This is a genomic window from Enterobacter sp. Li2LvB3, from assembly GCF_056156645.1.
This window is the reverse complement of the sequence record NZ_JBSICG010000002.1, coordinates 104,397-119,382: the sequence shown is the minus strand read 5'-3', so window position 1 is coordinate 119,382 and position 14,986 is coordinate 104,397. Positions and strand designations below refer to the sequence as shown.

17 protein-coding genes are annotated in these 14,986 nt (G+C 53.3%); 14 read left to right on the top strand and 3 right to left on the bottom strand.

Annotated elements, in window-relative coordinates; translation table 11 throughout:
* Positions 1-4 precede the first annotated feature (4 nt).
* The 13 genes from ACS603_RS02110 (at position 5) to ACS603_RS02050 (ending at position 11,811) form a co-directional block, all read left to right on the top strand.
* A complete protein-coding gene (locus ACS603_RS02110; RefSeq protein ID WP_474943666.1) occupies positions 5-913 on the top strand; it encodes a baseplate assembly protein in 909 nt (302 codons plus the stop codon).
* On the top strand, positions 906-1,436 hold the full coding sequence (locus ACS603_RS02105) for a phage tail protein I (RefSeq protein WP_474943665.1): 531 nt from the start codon (positions 906-908) through the stop codon (positions 1,434-1,436). Before ACS603_RS02110 ends, ACS603_RS02105 begins: the two co-directional genes overlap by 8 nt.
* Before the next feature lie 12 nt (positions 1,437-1,448).
* A complete protein-coding gene (locus ACS603_RS02100) occupies positions 1,449-3,566 on the top strand; it encodes a tail fiber protein (RefSeq protein WP_474943664.1) in 2,118 nt (705 codons plus the stop codon).
* A gap of 1 nt (position 3,567) precedes the next feature.
* Entirely contained in the window at positions 3,568-3,990 is a 423-nt protein-coding gene (locus tag ACS603_RS02095; protein WP_474943663.1) for a tail fiber assembly protein, read from the top strand.
* A gap of 123 nt (positions 3,991-4,113) precedes the next feature.
* Entirely contained in the window at positions 4,114-5,307 is a 1,194-nt protein-coding gene (locus ACS603_RS02090) for a phage tail sheath protein (RefSeq protein WP_474943662.1), read from the top strand.
* 12 nt (positions 5,308-5,319) lie between these two features.
* Positions 5,320-5,838, top strand: a complete 519-nt coding sequence (locus tag ACS603_RS02085) for a phage major tail tube protein (RefSeq protein WP_166715563.1) — start codon at positions 5,320-5,322, stop codon at positions 5,836-5,838.
* A 56-nt stretch (positions 5,839-5,894) separates the two neighbouring features.
* On the top strand, positions 5,895-6,203 hold the full coding sequence (locus ACS603_RS02080; protein ID WP_394119391.1) for a phage tail assembly protein: 309 nt from the start codon (positions 5,895-5,897) through the stop codon (positions 6,201-6,203).
* Positions 6,204-6,235: 32 nt separating this feature from the next.
* A complete protein-coding gene (locus ACS603_RS02075; protein WP_006175769.1) occupies positions 6,236-6,358 on the top strand; it encodes a GpE family phage tail protein in 123 nt (40 codons plus the stop codon).
* A complete protein-coding gene (locus ACS603_RS02070) occupies positions 6,348-8,798 on the top strand; it encodes a phage tail tape measure protein (protein WP_474943661.1) in 2,451 nt (816 codons plus the stop codon). The genes ACS603_RS02075 and ACS603_RS02070 overlap by 11 nt, the downstream gene beginning before the upstream one ends.
* Before the next feature lie 10 nt (positions 8,799-8,808).
* Positions 8,809-9,273 carry a phage tail protein gene (locus ACS603_RS02065; protein ID WP_266071690.1) on the top strand — a complete coding sequence of 155 codons (465 nt, stop codon included), beginning with the start codon at positions 8,809-8,811 and terminating at the stop codon, positions 9,271-9,273.
* Entirely contained in the window at positions 9,270-10,439 is a 1,170-nt protein-coding gene (locus ACS603_RS02060; RefSeq protein WP_474943660.1) for a phage late control D family protein, read from the top strand. The genes ACS603_RS02065 and ACS603_RS02060 overlap by 4 nt, the downstream gene beginning before the upstream one ends.
* 76 nt (positions 10,440-10,515) lie before the next feature.
* Positions 10,516-10,737 carry a DNA-binding transcriptional regulator gene (locus ACS603_RS02055; protein ID WP_221696660.1) on the top strand — a complete coding sequence of 74 codons (222 nt, stop codon included), beginning with the start codon at positions 10,516-10,518 and terminating at the stop codon, positions 10,735-10,737.
* A 414-nt stretch (positions 10,738-11,151) separates the two neighbouring features.
* A complete protein-coding gene (locus ACS603_RS02050; RefSeq protein WP_474943732.1) occupies positions 11,152-11,811 on the top strand; it encodes a hypothetical protein in 660 nt (219 codons plus the stop codon).
* A 403-nt stretch (positions 11,812-12,214) separates the two neighbouring features.
* Here ACS603_RS02050 and catA read toward each other — a convergent pair whose 3' ends face one another.
* Both catA and ACS603_RS02040 read right to left on the bottom strand, forming a co-directional pair.
* Entirely contained in the window at positions 12,215-12,892 is a 678-nt protein-coding gene (catA, locus tag ACS603_RS02045; protein WP_474943659.1) for a type A chloramphenicol O-acetyltransferase, read from the bottom strand.
* A 389-nt stretch (positions 12,893-13,281) separates the two neighbouring features.
* Entirely contained in the window at positions 13,282-13,578 is a 297-nt protein-coding gene (locus ACS603_RS02040; RefSeq protein WP_166715541.1) for a YciI family protein, read from the bottom strand.
* Between the two features lie 221 nt (positions 13,579-13,799).
* On the opposite strand from ACS603_RS02040, the gene tonB reads away from it, so the two are divergent.
* A complete protein-coding gene (tonB, locus tag ACS603_RS02035; protein ID WP_474943658.1) occupies positions 13,800-14,522 on the top strand; it encodes a TonB system transport protein TonB in 723 nt (240 codons plus the stop codon).
* Positions 14,523-14,560: 38 nt separating this feature from the next.
* Here tonB and yciA read toward each other — a convergent pair whose 3' ends face one another.
* Entirely contained in the window at positions 14,561-14,956 is a 396-nt protein-coding gene (gene yciA / locus ACS603_RS02030; RefSeq protein ID WP_014070524.1) for an acyl-CoA thioester hydrolase YciA, read from the bottom strand.
* Positions 14,957-14,986: the final 30 nt, after the last annotated feature.

Here is a 14,986-nt window from a genome sequence, read left to right as displayed (position 1 = left end):
CGCTATGGCCATTGTTGACCTGAGCCAGCTCGCCGCGCCTGATGTCGTGGAAGAGCTGGATTATGAAACCATCCTGGGCGAACGAAAGGCGACGCTCGTCTCGCTTTATCCCGAAGACCAGCAGGGCGCGGTCGCGCGCACGCTGACGCTTGAATCTGAGCCGATTGTGAAGCTGTTGCAGGAAAACGCCTATCGGGAAGTTATCTGGCGACAACGCGTCAACGAGGCCGCGCGCGCGGTGATGCTGGCTTATGCCACCGGTGCAGACCTCGACCAGTTAGGGGCAAACGCCAGCGTCGGGCGTCTTGTCATTACCCCTGCAGATGACACCACGTTACCCCCGACGCCTGCCGAAATGGAGTCGGACACCGATTATCGCCTGCGCATCCAGCAAGCCCCGGAAGGGCTGAGCACCGCAGGCTCAACCGGCGCATATCAGTTTCATGGTCGCAGTGCTGACGGGCGAGTCGCAGATATTTCCGTTATCAGTCCCGAACCCGCGTGTGTGACGGTCTCGGTGCTGTCCCGCGAAAGTAACGGCGTGGCCTCTGACGAGCTGCTCGCCATCGTGCGCGCTGCCCTGAACGATGAGGACGTGAGGCCGGTCGCTGACCGCGTGACCGTGCAGTCAGCGAGTATTATCGACTATAAAATCACTGCATCGCTTTACCTTTACCCTGGCCCCGAAAGTGAGCCGGTGCTCAGTGCCGCCAAAACAAAGCTGCAGGCGTATATCACCGCACAGCACCGGCTCGGGCGGGATATCCGTAAATCAGCCATTTATGCCGCGCTCCATGTCGAGGGGGTGCAGCGTGTCGAGCTGGCCGAACCGGTAGCTGACATCGTGCTCGATGACACGCAGGCGTCATGGTGCAGCGAGTACAGCGTCACCATCGGGGGTAACGATGAATGATACCCGTCTGTTGCCAGTGGGCTCGTCGCCGCTTGAGGTGGCGGCGGCGCGTGCCTGCGCTGACATTGAAAAAACACCTATCCCACTGCGCCGACTCTGGAGCGCTGACGACTGCCCGGCAAATCTGCTGCCGTGGCTGGCGTGGGCGTTTTCTGTCGACCGGTGGGATGAGAACTGGCCGGAAGCCACCAAACGGGAGGTGATCCGCGCGGCACGATTTATCCATGAGCACAAAGGGACAATTGGGGCGGTGCGCCGTGTGGTGGAGCCGCTTGGCTACCTGATTAACGTCACTGAGTGGTGGGAAGCTGACGACCCGCCCGGCACGTTTCGGCTTGATATCGGGGTGCTGGAAACCGGCATCACCGAGGAAATGTATTACGAAATGGAGCGGCTGATTGCGGATGCAAAGCCAGCCAGCCGCCATCTTATCGGCCTCACCATTATTCAGGATATTCCGGGCTATCTGTACACCGGAGCCCTGACCTATGACGGCGACATCATCACGGTTTACCCCGGATAAGTGAGCATAAAAATGACAGTGAAATATAAAACGGTCATCACCAAAGCCGGTGCGGAAAAACTGGCTGCAGCAACCGTCCCGAACGGGAAAAAGGTGAATTTTACAGCGATGGCCGTCGGTGACGGTGGCGGCACGCTGCCGACCCCGAATGCCAGCCAGACAAAACTGGTGCGTGAGGTCTGGCGTCATACCCTGAACAAAATCAGCCAGGACAATAAAAACAAAAATTACGTTGTCGCTGAGCTGGTCATTCCCCCGGAAACCGGCGGTTTCTGGCTGCGGGAAATGGGGCTTTATGATGACACCGGCACGCTGATTGCGGTCGGTAATATGGCCGAAAGCTACAAGCCAGAACTGGCGGAAGGGTCAGGGCGAGCGCAAACCCTGCGAATGGTCATCATGGTGAGTGATATCGAGTCGGTCGAACTGGCCATTGATACCACACTGGTGATGGCCACACAGGACTATGTCGACGATAAGCTCGCGGAGCATGAGCAGTCACGCCGCCACCCTGACGCCTCGCTCACAGCAAAAGGTTTCACGCAGTTAAGCAACGCGATCGACAGCACGTCTGAGGTGCTCGCAGCGACACCGAAAGCGGTTAAGGCGGCATACGACCTTGCAAAAGCGAAATATACGGCTCAGGACGCCACCACGGCGCAAAAGGGTATCGTCCAGCTCAGCAGTGCAACCGACAGCATGTCTGAGGCGCTCGCCGCGACACCGAAAGCGGTTAAGGCGGTGCGAGACATTGCTGACGGGAAATATACGGCTCAGGACGCTACCACGGCGAAAAAGGGTATTGTTCAGCTCAGCAGTGCAACCGACAGCACGTCTGAGACGCTCGCAGCGACACCGAAAGCGGTTAAGGAGGTTCGGGATATTGCTGACGGGAAATATACGGCTCAGGACGCCACCACGGCGAAAAAGGGTATTGTCCAGCTCAGCAGTGCAACCGACAGCACGTCTGAGGTGCTTGCAGCAACACCGAAAGCGGTTAAGGCGGCGAATGATAATGCGAACACGCGTTTTCCCATTGCCGGTGGGTGGTTGACGGGGAGCAGTGGTGTCAAAACCGCGCTGGGGTCTATTATCTTTGGTGTGGGCAATACGGACGTTTATATCCAGAACGGCACTTCTAATAAATATCTTCAGCTTGGTAATAATGGCGAACTGAAATATAGCGGGAGTTATATTTACCATGAAGGCCATAAGCCCACCGCCAGTGAAGTCGATGCCGTTTCTGCTGAGAATGGCGGAACGTTCAAAAAGGAAGTCGCATTCAGCGGTGGGTTGAATGTGCGTAGTGGCACGACAGGGATTTATCCCGGTAGCGATGCGGCAGGTTTTACCAGCGCCAATATGATTTTTAAATCATGGTACGGTATCGGTTTTTATTGCACGCTGCCAGATTCTGCCGGAGATGAAACGGGAATGACCGGGTTTATCAATACCCGGAATGGCCTGTTACAGATGAAAGGGCAAATTATTCCCGGCGATTATGCAAACTTTGACGGGCGTTTTATTAAGCTTGCCGGAAACCTGAATATCACTGGCACGCTTCGTAGCTCAGCAGAGTTTCAATCAACCTCTCAAAATAATTACAGGATCGTAAGTGGCAATTTTGGCACGTTCTGGCGCAATGATGGCTCAAACCTGTATTTGATGTTGACTAACTCAGGTGACCAGTACGGGGGTTACAGCAGCCTGCGTCCTTTTGCGATTAATCTCGCAACGGGTGACGCGACCATAAATAAGCTGGCTCTGGCTAATTATGCCAACTTTGATGCGCGCTATTACACAAAAACGTTAGCTGATGCCACATTCCAGCCAAAGGGCAGTTACGGAAAGCCTGACACATACGCAGTGAGCGGTAATATTCTCTGGACAAAAAACGGCGATACAAATGTTATCCGAATGACCGGTAAAGTCGGTACCACAAATGGCGGCGCGCGCATCACATTTCCGTTCGCGTTCGCTTCAAAGTGTTACAGCATCCACCTGAATGCAGTCGCAAGCAGTGGCGCAGGAACGGCGCTGGCTTATTACAACGAGGATACTACGGGGTTTAACCTGCAGATTGCAGGCGGCGGCGCGGTGGCGTTCGCGTGGACTGCGGAGGGGATTTAATATGGCTATTTTTTACAGTGCGTCAAAACAGGGATTTTTCCCTGATTTCATGAAAGCGGAATATCAACAGGCGGGTAACTGGCCTGATGACCTGAAAGAGATTTCTGACCGTTGGTTTAACTATCTGCTCGGAAAGCAGGCTACAGGAAAATTGATCGTCCCTGATGAGTATGGGCTGCCGGTGCTGACTGACCCACCAGAACCGACACAAGCGGAGCTTATCAGCCAGGCGGAAAGTGCCCGAACAGTGTTGATGGCAACCGCGAGCGCCAATATTGCACCATTGCAGGATGCCGTCGAACTTGGGATTGCCACCGAAGAGGAAGCAGCAACGCTTTTGCGCTGGAAGCGTTACCGGGTCATGCTGAACCGACTCGATATCAGCGCTGCGCCATCGATAGAATGGCCTGAATTACCCGCCTGACCTGAGCCCTCCATCCGGAGGGCTTTTTGTTTGTTGTGTTATCCCTCCACCAACGGCATTCAATCGCTACCAGACTGCACACAACAGAAAATAGTTGCTCCACTTCACCACGGAGTTTAACTGATGGGCGACTATCATCACGGCGTCGAGGTCATCGAGATTAACGATGGCACGCGCACCATTTCCACGGTCTCGACGGCCATCATCGGCATGGTCTGCACGGCCAGCGATGCTGACGCAAAGACATTCCCGCTTAACGAGCCGGTGCTGATTACCAGTATACAAACTGCGATCGGGAAAGCCGGTACAAAAGGCACGCTGGCAAAATCCCTGCAGGCCATCGCTGACCAGTGCAAACCGGTCCTTGTGGTGGTGCGTGTTCCCGAAGGTGTCGAAGACCCGGAAGACCCGGAGGCGGCGCAAAAACAAACCATTTCCAACATCATCGGCACGACCGACGAAAACGGCAAATATACCGGGCTGAAAGCGCTGTTAACCGCTAAAACCGTCACCGGCGTTAAGCCGCGCATTCTCGGTGTGCCGGGACTGGATACTCAGGAAGTGGCGACCGCGCTCGCCTCCACCTGCCAGAGCCTGCGTGCATTTGGCTATGTCAGTGCGTGGGGCTGCAAAACCATTTCAGAAGCGATGGCCTATCGAGAGAATTTCAGCCAGCGTGAGCTGATGGTTATTCACCCTGATTTTCTGGCGTGGGACACCACGGCGAATGAAACCGATATTGCATGGGCGACTGCCCGCGCGCTCGGTCTGCGCGCCAAAATCGACCAGACAATCGGCTGGCACAAAACGCTGTCCAACGTCGGCGTGAATGGTGTCACCGGCGTCAGTGCCTCGGTCTCATGGGATTTGCAGGAACAGGCCACCGACGCCAACCTGCTCAATCAGGCCGGTGTGACAACACTCATCCGTAATGACGGCTTTAAGTTCTGGGGCAACCGCACCTGCTCAGACGATCCGTTATTCGTGTTTGAGAACTACACCCGCACCGCGCAGGTGCTGGCCGACACGATGGCGGAAGCGCACGCGTGGGCGATGGATAAACCCGTCACCGCAACGCTTATCCGTGACATCGTCGCCGGTATCAATGCCAAATTCCGCGAGCTGAAAAACAACGGCTATATCGTTGACGGTACGTGCTGGTACGACCCGGAATCAAACAGCGTGGAAACGCTGAAAGTGGGGAAACTGTATATCGATTACGACTACACCCCCGTCCCGCCGCTGGAAAACCTGACCCTGCGCCAGCGCATCACTGATACCTATCTGGCGAACCTGTCAGAGTCGGTTAACAGCTAAGGAGCCCGGAGCATGGCACTACCACGCAAACTGAAATACCTGAATATGTTTAACGACGGCCTCAGCTATATGGGCGTTGTTGAATCCGTCACCCTGCCAAAGCTGACCCGTAAGCTCGAAAAATACCGGGGTGGCGGGATGCCGGGCTCGGTGTCGATTGACCTCGGTCTCGATGACGATGCGCTGTCGCTGGAATGGACGCTCGGCGGTCTGCCTGATGTCGAGTTGTGGGCGCAGTACGCGTCACCGGGAGCGGATAGCGTGCCGCTGCGTTTCACCGGCTCTTATCAGCGCGATGACACCGGCGCGATTTCCGCCGTTGAGGTGGTCATGCGTGGCCGTCACAAAGAGTACGATGGCGGCGAAAATAAACAGGGGGAAAGCGGCTCGACCAAAATGTCGACCGAGTGCGCTTACTACCAGCTCACGATTGACGGCAAAGAAGTCATCGAGATTGACGTCATCAACATGGTGCTGAAAGTCGACGGCGTCGACCGTCTGGCAGAACACCGTAAGGCCATCGGCCTGTAACCCCTTAACCGGTCAGCCAGGCTGGCCGGTCATCCAACTTTGAAGAGAGCAACATCATGGAAAACATCACCGAAACTGTCACCACCGAAACTGAAAACCCGAACATTGTGATCCTCGATAATCCCGTCATGCGCGGTGAGCAAAAAATCGAACAGGTGACCGTGTTTAAACCCAATGCGGGAACCTTGCGCGGTGTGAGTCTCGCTGCACTGGCAAACTCTGATGTCGACGCGCTGATTAAGGTGCTGCCGCGCATGACTTATCCGGCACTCACCGAGCATGAAGTCACACGTCTGGAAGCATCAGACCTGATTTTATTCGCCGGTAAGGTGGTCGGTTTTTTGTCGCCATCTTCGGCTCGCTGAAATTTCCCGACAACCTGTCGGTCGATGACCTGATGGCGGATATCGCAGTGATTTTTCACTGGCCGCCATCAGAGCTGTATTCCCTGAGCGTGACCGAGCTCATCACATGGCGCGACAAGGCGCTGCAGCGTAGCGGAAACCACCATGAGCAATAACGTCAGACTTGAGGTGCTGCTTAACGCAGTAGACCGGGCAAGCCGACCGCTTAAAGCTATCCAGACCGCCAGCAAATCCCTTGCTGGCGACATCCGCACTTCACAAACCAGCCTGCGCGACCTCAATGCGCAGGCGTCCCGAATTGACGGATTCAGGAAAGCGAGCGCACAGCTTGCCGTGACCGGTCAGTCGCTTAACAAAGCGAAACAGGAGGCCGCAGCGCTGGCCGTCCAGTTAAAAAACACGGAAAACCCCACGAATGCGCAGGCGCGCGCGATGGAGGCGGCAAAGAAATCCGCTGCTGACCTGCAGCTCAAATTTAACGGGCTCAGGCAGTCGGTACAGCGCCAGCGCACCGAGCTCGCGCAGGCCGGGATTAACACCCGCACATTGTCGGCGGATGAGCGCCGTCTGAAATCCAGTATCAGCGAGACGACCGCGCAGCTTAACCGGCAACGTGATGCGCTGGCGCGCGTCAGTCAGCAACAGGCCAGACTCAGCGCGGTTAAACGTCGCTATGAATCCGGGCAACAGCTCGCCGCCGGTGCGCGCAATGCCGGGATGGTGGGTGTCGGGGTGGCGACCGCCGGGCTGTATGGTGCATCGCGCTTTATTGCGCCGGGCATCGGTTTTGATAAACAGATGTCAGGCACGCAGGCGATCCTCGGTCTCGATAAAGGGGATGACAAGCTCGCGGCCATTCGTCAGCAGGCGCGCGATATCGGTGCGACAACGGCCTTTTCGCCGGGTGACGTGGCGCGCACGCAGACCACGCTCGCACGCTCGGGCTATAACGCCGATGACGTGCTGGCCGCGACCGGGTCAACCGTAAACCTGAGCCTCGCGGCTGACGTGGATATCGCTGAAGCCGCCGACATTATCACCAATATGCAGTCGGCCTTTAACCTGCCGACCACGGAGATTGAGCGCGTCGCGGATGTGATGACAAAAGGTTTTACGTCATCCAATACCGGCCTTGTCGAGCTGGGCGAGGCGATGAAGTATGTCGCACCTATCGCGGAAGCTGCCGGGGCGAGCATTGAAGACACGACCGCCATGCTCGGCATTCTGGCTGATAACGGGATTAAGGGCTCGATGGCCGGTACGGGGGCGAGTGCCATTTTCAACCGCCTGCAGGCACCAATGGGTAAAGCCGTGGACGCCATTGCAGAGCTGGGCGTGAAAACCCGCGACAGCAAAGGGAACATGTTGCCGGTCGAGAAAATCCTCAAAGATATTCATAAGTCCTTCGTGAAAAATAAGCTCGGAACGGCTGAGCAGGGCGAATATCTGAAAGTGATTTTTGGCGAGGAAGCCATGAAGGGGGCGATTAAGCTGGTCGCCGCTGCCGGTGATGGCTCGCTCGATAATAAGCGCCAGCAAATCCGCGACTCGAAAGGCACGACTGAACGTATTGCGAAAATCCAGACCGATAACCTCGACGGCGACCTGAGAAACCTGCAGTCGGCATGGGAAGACCTGCAGATTGAGGTTTTCGAAAAAGAGGATTCAGCACTGCGCCGCCTGACGGTTTCCGCGACTGAGTGGCTCGGCAAGGTCGCCGCCTGGGCGAAAGCGAACCCTGAGCTTACGCAAACCCTGTTTAACCTTGTCGCCGGTGGGATGGCGCTGATTGGGGTGCTCGGGGGGATTGGTCTGATAGCGTGGCCGGTAGTAACGGGTATCAACATGATTATCGCCGCTGCCGGTATTCTTGGAACAAATCTGGCCGCAATGGGCACGGCCATTGTATCTGTCCTCGGTGCTATCACCTGGCCGGTTGTGGCCGTGGTTGCAGCATTTGTGGCCGGTGCGCTCCTGATACGTAAATACTGGGAACCCATCAGCGCATTCTTTTCGGGCGTGGTGGAGGGGCTCAAAGCTGCCTTTGCACCGGTGGCGGATATCTTTGCCCCGCTCGCGCCGGTGTTTGATTCCGTCATCGAAAAATTGCGCGGAGTCTGGCAGTGGTTCACTGACCTGATTGCGCCGGTTAAGGCAACGCAGGAAACGCTCGACCGCTGCAAAAATGTCGGGGTGGCGTTCGGTCAGGCGCTGGCTGATGCCCTGATGGCTCCACTCAATATCTTTAACAGCCTGAGCGGTAAGGTTGGCTGGCTGCTGGAGAAACTCGGGGTTATCAAAAAAGAGTCGGGCGACCTCGACCAGACTGCAGCGAAAGCCAGTGCAGCAGCCGGTGCGCAAAACGGGTCTTATATCCCGGCAACGTCTGCGTATGGAGGTTATCAGGCCTATCAGCCAGTAACTGCGCCTGCTGGCCGGTCTTATGTCGACCAGAGCAAAAGCGAGTATCACATCACCCTGCAGGGTGGCGTTGCGCCGGGCAGCGACCTTGAGCGACAGCTAAGTGACGCCGTCGAGACATTAGACCGGAAAAAAAGGGCGCGTCAGCGTTCAAGTATGCGCCATGACGGATGAGGGCTAAAGCATGTTAATGGTACTGGGTTTATTCGTGTTTGAGCGCCGCACGCTGCCGCATCAGTCGATGCAGTATTCGAAGGATTACCGCTGGGCGTCAAACGACCGCGTCGGCAAACCACCGGCTTATCAGTTTCTCGGGGAGGGGGAAACCTCACGCACGCTGTCGGGTGTGCTTTACCCTGAAATCACCGGCGGTCGCCTGTCGCTGACGGCTATCGAACTGATGGCCGATGAGGGCAGGGCGTGGCCGCTGATTGACGGAACGGGCATGATCCACGGCATGTATGTCATCGATAAAGTGACCCACACGCACAGCGAATTATTCAGCGACGGCGCGGCCAGAAAAATCGAGTTTAGCCTGTCGCTAAAGCGGGTCGATGACTCACTCGCCGCTATTTACGGCGACCTGAAAACACAGGCCGACAATCTGGTGACGTCTGCCGGTAACTGGCTGGGAGGGCTGGCAGGATGATTACCGGAATGAAAGTGCAGGCCGGGGCGCTCATTGCCCCGGCGTTTATGCTCACGTTAGATGGCGATGACATCACGCAGAATTTCAGCGACCGGCTTATCGGTCTGACGATGACGGACAATCGCGGATTCGAAGCTGACCAGCTCGATATCGAGCTCGATGATACCGACGGGCTGGTCGAGCTGCCGCCGCGCGGTGCAAAGCTGACGTTGTGGTTAGGCTGGCAGGGCTCAGCCTTGCTGAATAAGGGGAGTTTCACGGTCGATGAAATCGAGCACCGGGGCGCACCGGATACGCTGACCATCCGGGGGCGCAGTGCTGATTTTCGCGGGACGCTGAACTCACGCCGGGAACAGTCATGGCATGACACCACGCTCGGGGTCATTGTTGAGACCATCGCGGCGCGCAACAAACTGACGGCCAGCGTGGCCGACACGCTGAAAGCGATCCCCGTCCCTCACATCGACCAGACGCAGGAATCCGACGCGGTGTTTTTGTCCCGTCTGGCTGACCGCAACGGTGCAACGGTGTCAGTAAAAGCGGGGAAACTGCTATTCCTCAAAGCCGGTAGCGCGATGACGGCCAGTGGCAAACCTATCCCGCAAATGACCGTCGAAAGGGGCGACGGCGACCGGCATCAGTTTGCCATCGCCGACCGGGAGGCATACACCGGCGTTACGGCGAAATGGCTGCACACCAAAGACCCGAAACCGCAAAAGCAAAAAGTGAAGCTGCAGCGAAAACTGAAGGTGCAGCACCTGCGCGCGCTGCAGCACCCCAAAGCGGCCAAAACCACGGCAAAGGCCAAAGCCAAAAAAGAGCAGGAAGCGCGCGATGGTGAGTATATGGCCGGTGAGTCTGATAACGTGCTGGAGCTTACAACCATCTACGCGACAAAGGCGCAGGCCATGCGCGCCGCTCAGGCTAAGTGGGACAAGCTGCAGCGCGGTGTCGCAGAGTTTTCAATTTCGCTGGCGTTTGGCCGTGCGGATTTATTTCCCGAAACGCCGGTTGCGGTGAAAGGCTTTAAGCGCGTTATAGACGAGCAGGCGTGGATAATCAGTCGGGTGGTGCATAACCTCAACGGGAACGGCTACACGACAGGCTTAGAGCTTGAGGTTAAGGTTTCGGATGTGGAGTACGAAAGCGAGGAATTAAATCAATAAAATCTACTTAAGTGTTTGTTATGTAAGGTGTTAGCGGTTAAAATCAATGCATCGAAAATTTAAAGAGGTGCTCGCTATGTTTCACTGCCCAAAATGCCATTTCGCCGCCCACGCTCGCACAAGTCGCTATTTTTCTGACACGACAAAAGAGCGTTATCATCAGTGTACAAACATCAATTGCAGTTGCACGTTTGTCACCACTGAGACGGTCGAGCGGTTTATTGTATCGCCTGGTGAAGTCGTGCCAGCGCCGCCGCACCCGACCCAATCAGGCCAGCAACAAATCCACTGGATGTGACCAAAAGAAAGTCCCGCTAATGCGGGGTTTTTAAATATCTAAGTTGTTTCTCCCTCAATCGAGCGCCCGAAAAGTACAAATAGCTGAAATTTATCTCATAGGTAAAGTCAACTCTGGTGCGCCACTGTTCGGTTAACTATCCCCATTGGGTGATGTCTGGGAGGCCACTTTATGTGTATGACTCCAAGTAAACTTTGGAAGTTGGGAAGTTAACTGTGTTATATTTTTAAGCGATTTCAAATAATCCAGCTTTTCATAATGACAACAACGATATACCGTGAATACGAATTTGCTGCATGTGATGGGAGATGGTCTTCTGATGGGCACCCGCGCAGGGATGTCCTTGAAAAGAAGGCTATTCACATCAATTACAAGGGGCGCGAGGCTATCTCCTTTATGTGTGGAGATCACCCCATGATAGTACTTATGCAAGCACTTCAACTGAAAGTAATAACCGGTGATCAATACGCCAGTCTGATGAGCTTGTACATGGATGTTGATGATTTTTTCTTTGGCTTGGTCGTTCTTGACAAGGATACTGGTGATATCATTCTCAGCCATTACACACCCCCCATGGTTCAGATCAGACGTCAGGAGATCGCCTATGATTTAGGCTCGTCTGGAGGCATGTATGCTGCTGAATGCATTTACTATACTGAAAAAAAATTAAGAAAAAAAAGGCGTCATAAAGGATTTTTTACATCATTAGTTAGATGTAAAGTCTCAAGTGCTGTACAATATGCATACAGACGAGACCCCTTATCTGGCGGAAAAGTGTATAAAGCAATCTGGGGTCATAATGGCATAGAATTCAATAACATACCCTTGGTTAGTGATTGTGCTAAAAATCGATATTGTTTAAACTTACAAAAAACATTAAAAATAATCCACAACAGGTATTTAGAGATAATGACTATGAGACAGAATGCCCAGCTCAATCCGGCAGCCTCGCTCTCTAAAGCGGGACAGCCGCAGAAGAAACCAGAAAATCAGGCTCCAAAGGCAAATGGAGACAATGGGCAGCAGATGACTATGTCTAGGGTTATCAAATACGCTCGCCTTTTTTCTGACTAACCTCTTGGGTTACATGCACCGTAACATAAACAGGGTTCATCTTTTTCAAACCTGCTGATTCCTGTTGCAACCCATTTCTTAATACATACCTGATAACCTACAATTATTTAGGTTATCAGGTTTTTGTGCCTCCTATCCTAACTGCTCAGGTTGGCCAATTACAAACTCATGAAATAAATGCTTGGCATCAGCTTTTCGCTCGAACAGACGGTCTAAAGCAGGCTCGTCGCTCACCAATGATGCTTTCATGCGCAATTAATAGTTAAACAAAAAGCCCCGCATAACCGGGGCCATTTGTCTGATGTGGTCTATATGTGGACATCGAATGAAATAAATCCTTTTATTTCATTGTGTTGAAGCATTTTTAAAAGCTCCTGAGGGAGCCTTTTTAATGTCTGGCACATCAATCATCTATTCCCTCTGATTGACGCGGCAAATCATCACACAACTCTTGTAACTCATTGAACAGTCTTGCCATATGGAAACCATCACACACAGAATGGTGTATCTGAAGGGCGACAGGCAACAATACTTTTCCATCCTGATTGTAGTATTTACCAAGCGTGAACATCGGGGCGAAAAAGTTTTTCATGTCAGCAACGGTGATATTAAAACTGGTAAAGGTTACCCAGGGGATCGCCGATACGAAAAATATATTTTCGAGCGACTCTTCTTTAGGCCAGTATGCAAGGTTATCACCATAGCGTGCGATGTCTTCTGAATAAACGTTCTGGAAGTGATGAATATTGCCATCGTAGTGGCTCCATAATGATGAAAAGGTCTCCGTTTCATTATGGAAAATCGTATAGTTTGGATGTACTTCATTCCAGATAACTAACTCATTGTTTTTCATCGCCATACGGAATTCGGTATGGCTGTTTACGATCTTAGAAAGAAGGAAAATCATCGTAGGGTAAAATTTCCAGCCGGCTTCTTTGATATTTTTTAGCAGGGCAGTAATGTCTATCAGCACCGTCTGGTTAATAGTACTTTGAGCAAAGCCCTGAAATACCTCAAAATGTTCCTTCCTGGCCCAACGAGATAAGTCAACAGGGGTATATTCCGGGATTGTTTTTTTCATTTCTTACCCTTTGATTAGCAATAACACATCAAATGTTAGCCTAAATTCTTCTCATGAATGACGTAACCCTACAGGCCGCGAGCCGTTTGGGGCGTAATCGCGATCGTGAGATTAGCGCATCCTTATACAGTAGGGAAGTGGATGTTAACTATTTAATTTTTAAGGTAATAAAGGTAGGTTGTGCTATCTACAGGTGTTTTTCTGAATTGATAATTTCGTAGAATTACCGCCCTGGCAGATGTCGAATATCGTATGTGTGAAAAATCGCCTTAGCGAGGTTTTACATCACCCGCCAGAAAGCAAGTCCTGCACGAACTGGGATGTCGATGGCAGTGTTATGGCAGGCCGAAACGCATAAATAAAAGGCTCCTTTCGGAGCCTTTAGTGCATCAGAACACTTTCTTGAACGGACGCACGGTGACTTTTGCGTAAACGCCAGCCGCCACATACGGGTCAGCGTCAGCCCAGGCTTTGGCCGCTTCCAGGGATTCGAACTCTGCAATAACGGTTGAACCGGTAAAACCTGCCGCGCCAGGATCGTTGCTGTCTACCGCGGGCATTGGGCCTGCGGTTAACAAACGGCCTTCATCGTGTAACAGCTGTAAACGCGCCAGATGGGCAGGGCGCACAGATAGGCGTTTTTCCAGGGAATCAGCTACATCTTCTGCATAAATCACATAAAGCACGGCGGAGCTCCTTAACCAGTAAAAGTGGCAATTACGTTATGTGAAAGCACAATTGACTGCAATGTAAAGATAACGACAATGTTAAAACCCTGATCTGAATGCGCCTTTTTTGGCCTCTTATGCGCTTAAATCGCGTGAAGATAAAGTGTCTTATTGAATATGATTGCTATTTGCATTTAAAATCAACGTCTGGTTTTTTAACTCTGATGATTATGACTTCGATGACCCTAGATTTACCTCGCCGCTTTCCCTGGCCGACGTTGCTTTCCGTCGTTATTCACGGTGCTGTTGTGGCGGGTCTGCTCTACACCTCGGTTCATCAGGTTATTGAAATGCCAGCGCCCGCGCAGCCTATTTCTGTGACCATGGTAACGCCAGCGGAGCTTGAGCCGCCGCAGGCTGTCACACCACCGCCACAACCGGTTGCTGAGCCGGAACCCGAGCCAGAGGTTGTCCCGGAGCCACCGAAAGAAGCGCCAGTGGTGATCCACAAGCCTGAGCCAAAACCTAAGCCCAAACCGAAGCCAAAACCGGTAAAAAAGGTTGAAGAGCGTCCTAAACGTGAAGAACGCCCTGTTGAGACGCGTACCACTCAGCCGGTTGAAAACGCTGCGCCTGCGCGCGCAGTGGCCAACAATACGCCAGCGGTGGCAAAACCGACACCAGCCGCGCCAGCAGGCCCGCGGGCATTGAGCCGCAACCAGCCACAGTATCCGCAGCGTGCTCTGGCGCTGCGTATTGAAGGGCGTGTTCGCGTGAAATTTGACGTTACGCCAGATGGCCGCCTTGATAACATCGAAATATTATCTGCGCAGCCTTCTAACATGTTCGAACGCGATGTGAAAGACGCCATGCGTAAGTGGCGTTACGAAGCAGGCAAGCCCGGCAGTGGATTGGTTGTGAATATCGTGTTCCGCATGAATGGCGGGGCACAAATGGAATAAAAAAAAGCCTCCAGAATGGAGGCTTTTTTTGTCTGGCATTAAATTGCAGGTAGCTGGCGGGGTTTGCCCTGGCTATCGACTGCCACATAAATAAACAGCGCTTCGGTCGCTTTATAACGCTGACCGATAGGCTCGGAAGAGACTTTTTTCACCCACACTTCAATGTTGATCGAAATTGAGCTGTTACCGCGTTTCACGCAGCGCGCATAACAGCAGACGACATCACCCACGGCAACCGGGCGAAGGAATGTCATGCCATCTACCCGAACGGTCACCACGCGTCCGTGAGCAATCTCTTTTGCCAGGATCGCGCCGCCCATATCCATTTGTGCCATCAACCATCCACCAAAAATATCGCCATTGGCGTTGGTGTCCGCGGGCATTGCCAGTGTGCGTAATACCATTTCGCCCTGAGGGGCGTCATTTGTTGTCATTGTTTTAACTCGTAACTGAAGACTTCAGGC

Excerpts from the sequence above, each read along its gene's own strand:
- ACS603_RS02110 (WP_474943666.1), top strand. The coding sequence starts at position 5 with ATGGCCATTGTTGACCTGAGCCAGCTCGCCGCGCCTGATGTCGTGGAA.
- ACS603_RS02105 (WP_474943665.1), top strand. The coding sequence starts at position 906 with ATGAATGATACCCGTCTGTTGCCAGTGGGCTCGTCGCCGCTTGAGGTG.
- ACS603_RS02100 (WP_474943664.1), top strand. The coding sequence starts at position 1,449 with ATGACAGTGAAATATAAAACGGTCATCACCAAAGCCGGTGCGGAAAAA.
- ACS603_RS02095 (WP_474943663.1), top strand. The coding sequence starts at position 3,568 with ATGGCTATTTTTTACAGTGCGTCAAAACAGGGATTTTTCCCTGATTTC.
- ACS603_RS02090 (WP_474943662.1), top strand. The coding sequence starts at position 4,114 with ATGGGCGACTATCATCACGGCGTCGAGGTCATCGAGATTAACGATGGC.
- ACS603_RS02085 (WP_166715563.1), top strand. The coding sequence starts at position 5,320 with ATGGCACTACCACGCAAACTGAAATACCTGAATATGTTTAACGACGGC.
- ACS603_RS02080 (WP_394119391.1), top strand. The coding sequence starts at position 5,895 with ATGGAAAACATCACCGAAACTGTCACCACCGAAACTGAAAACCCGAAC.
- ACS603_RS02075 (WP_006175769.1), top strand. The coding sequence starts at position 6,236 with ATGGCGGATATCGCAGTGATTTTTCACTGGCCGCCATCAGAGCTGTAT.
- ACS603_RS02070 (WP_474943661.1), top strand. The coding sequence starts at position 6,348 with ATGAGCAATAACGTCAGACTTGAGGTGCTGCTTAACGCAGTAGACCGG.
- ACS603_RS02065 (WP_266071690.1), top strand. The coding sequence starts at position 8,809 with ATGTTAATGGTACTGGGTTTATTCGTGTTTGAGCGCCGCACGCTGCCG.
- ACS603_RS02060 (WP_474943660.1), top strand. The coding sequence starts at position 9,270 with ATGATTACCGGAATGAAAGTGCAGGCCGGGGCGCTCATTGCCCCGGCG.
- ACS603_RS02055 (WP_221696660.1), top strand. The coding sequence starts at position 10,516 with ATGTTTCACTGCCCAAAATGCCATTTCGCCGCCCACGCTCGCACAAGT.
- ACS603_RS02050 (WP_474943732.1), top strand. The coding sequence starts at position 11,152 with ATGATAGTACTTATGCAAGCACTTCAACTGAAAGTAATAACCGGTGAT.
- catA (WP_474943659.1), bottom strand. The coding sequence starts at position 12,892 with ATGAAAAAAACAATCCCGGAATATACCCCTGTTGACTTATCTCGTTGG.
- tonB (WP_474943658.1), top strand. The coding sequence starts at position 13,800 with ATGACCCTAGATTTACCTCGCCGCTTTCCCTGGCCGACGTTGCTTTCC.
- yciA (WP_014070524.1), bottom strand. The coding sequence starts at position 14,956 with ATGACAACAAATGACGCCCCTCAGGGCGAAATGGTATTACGCACACTG.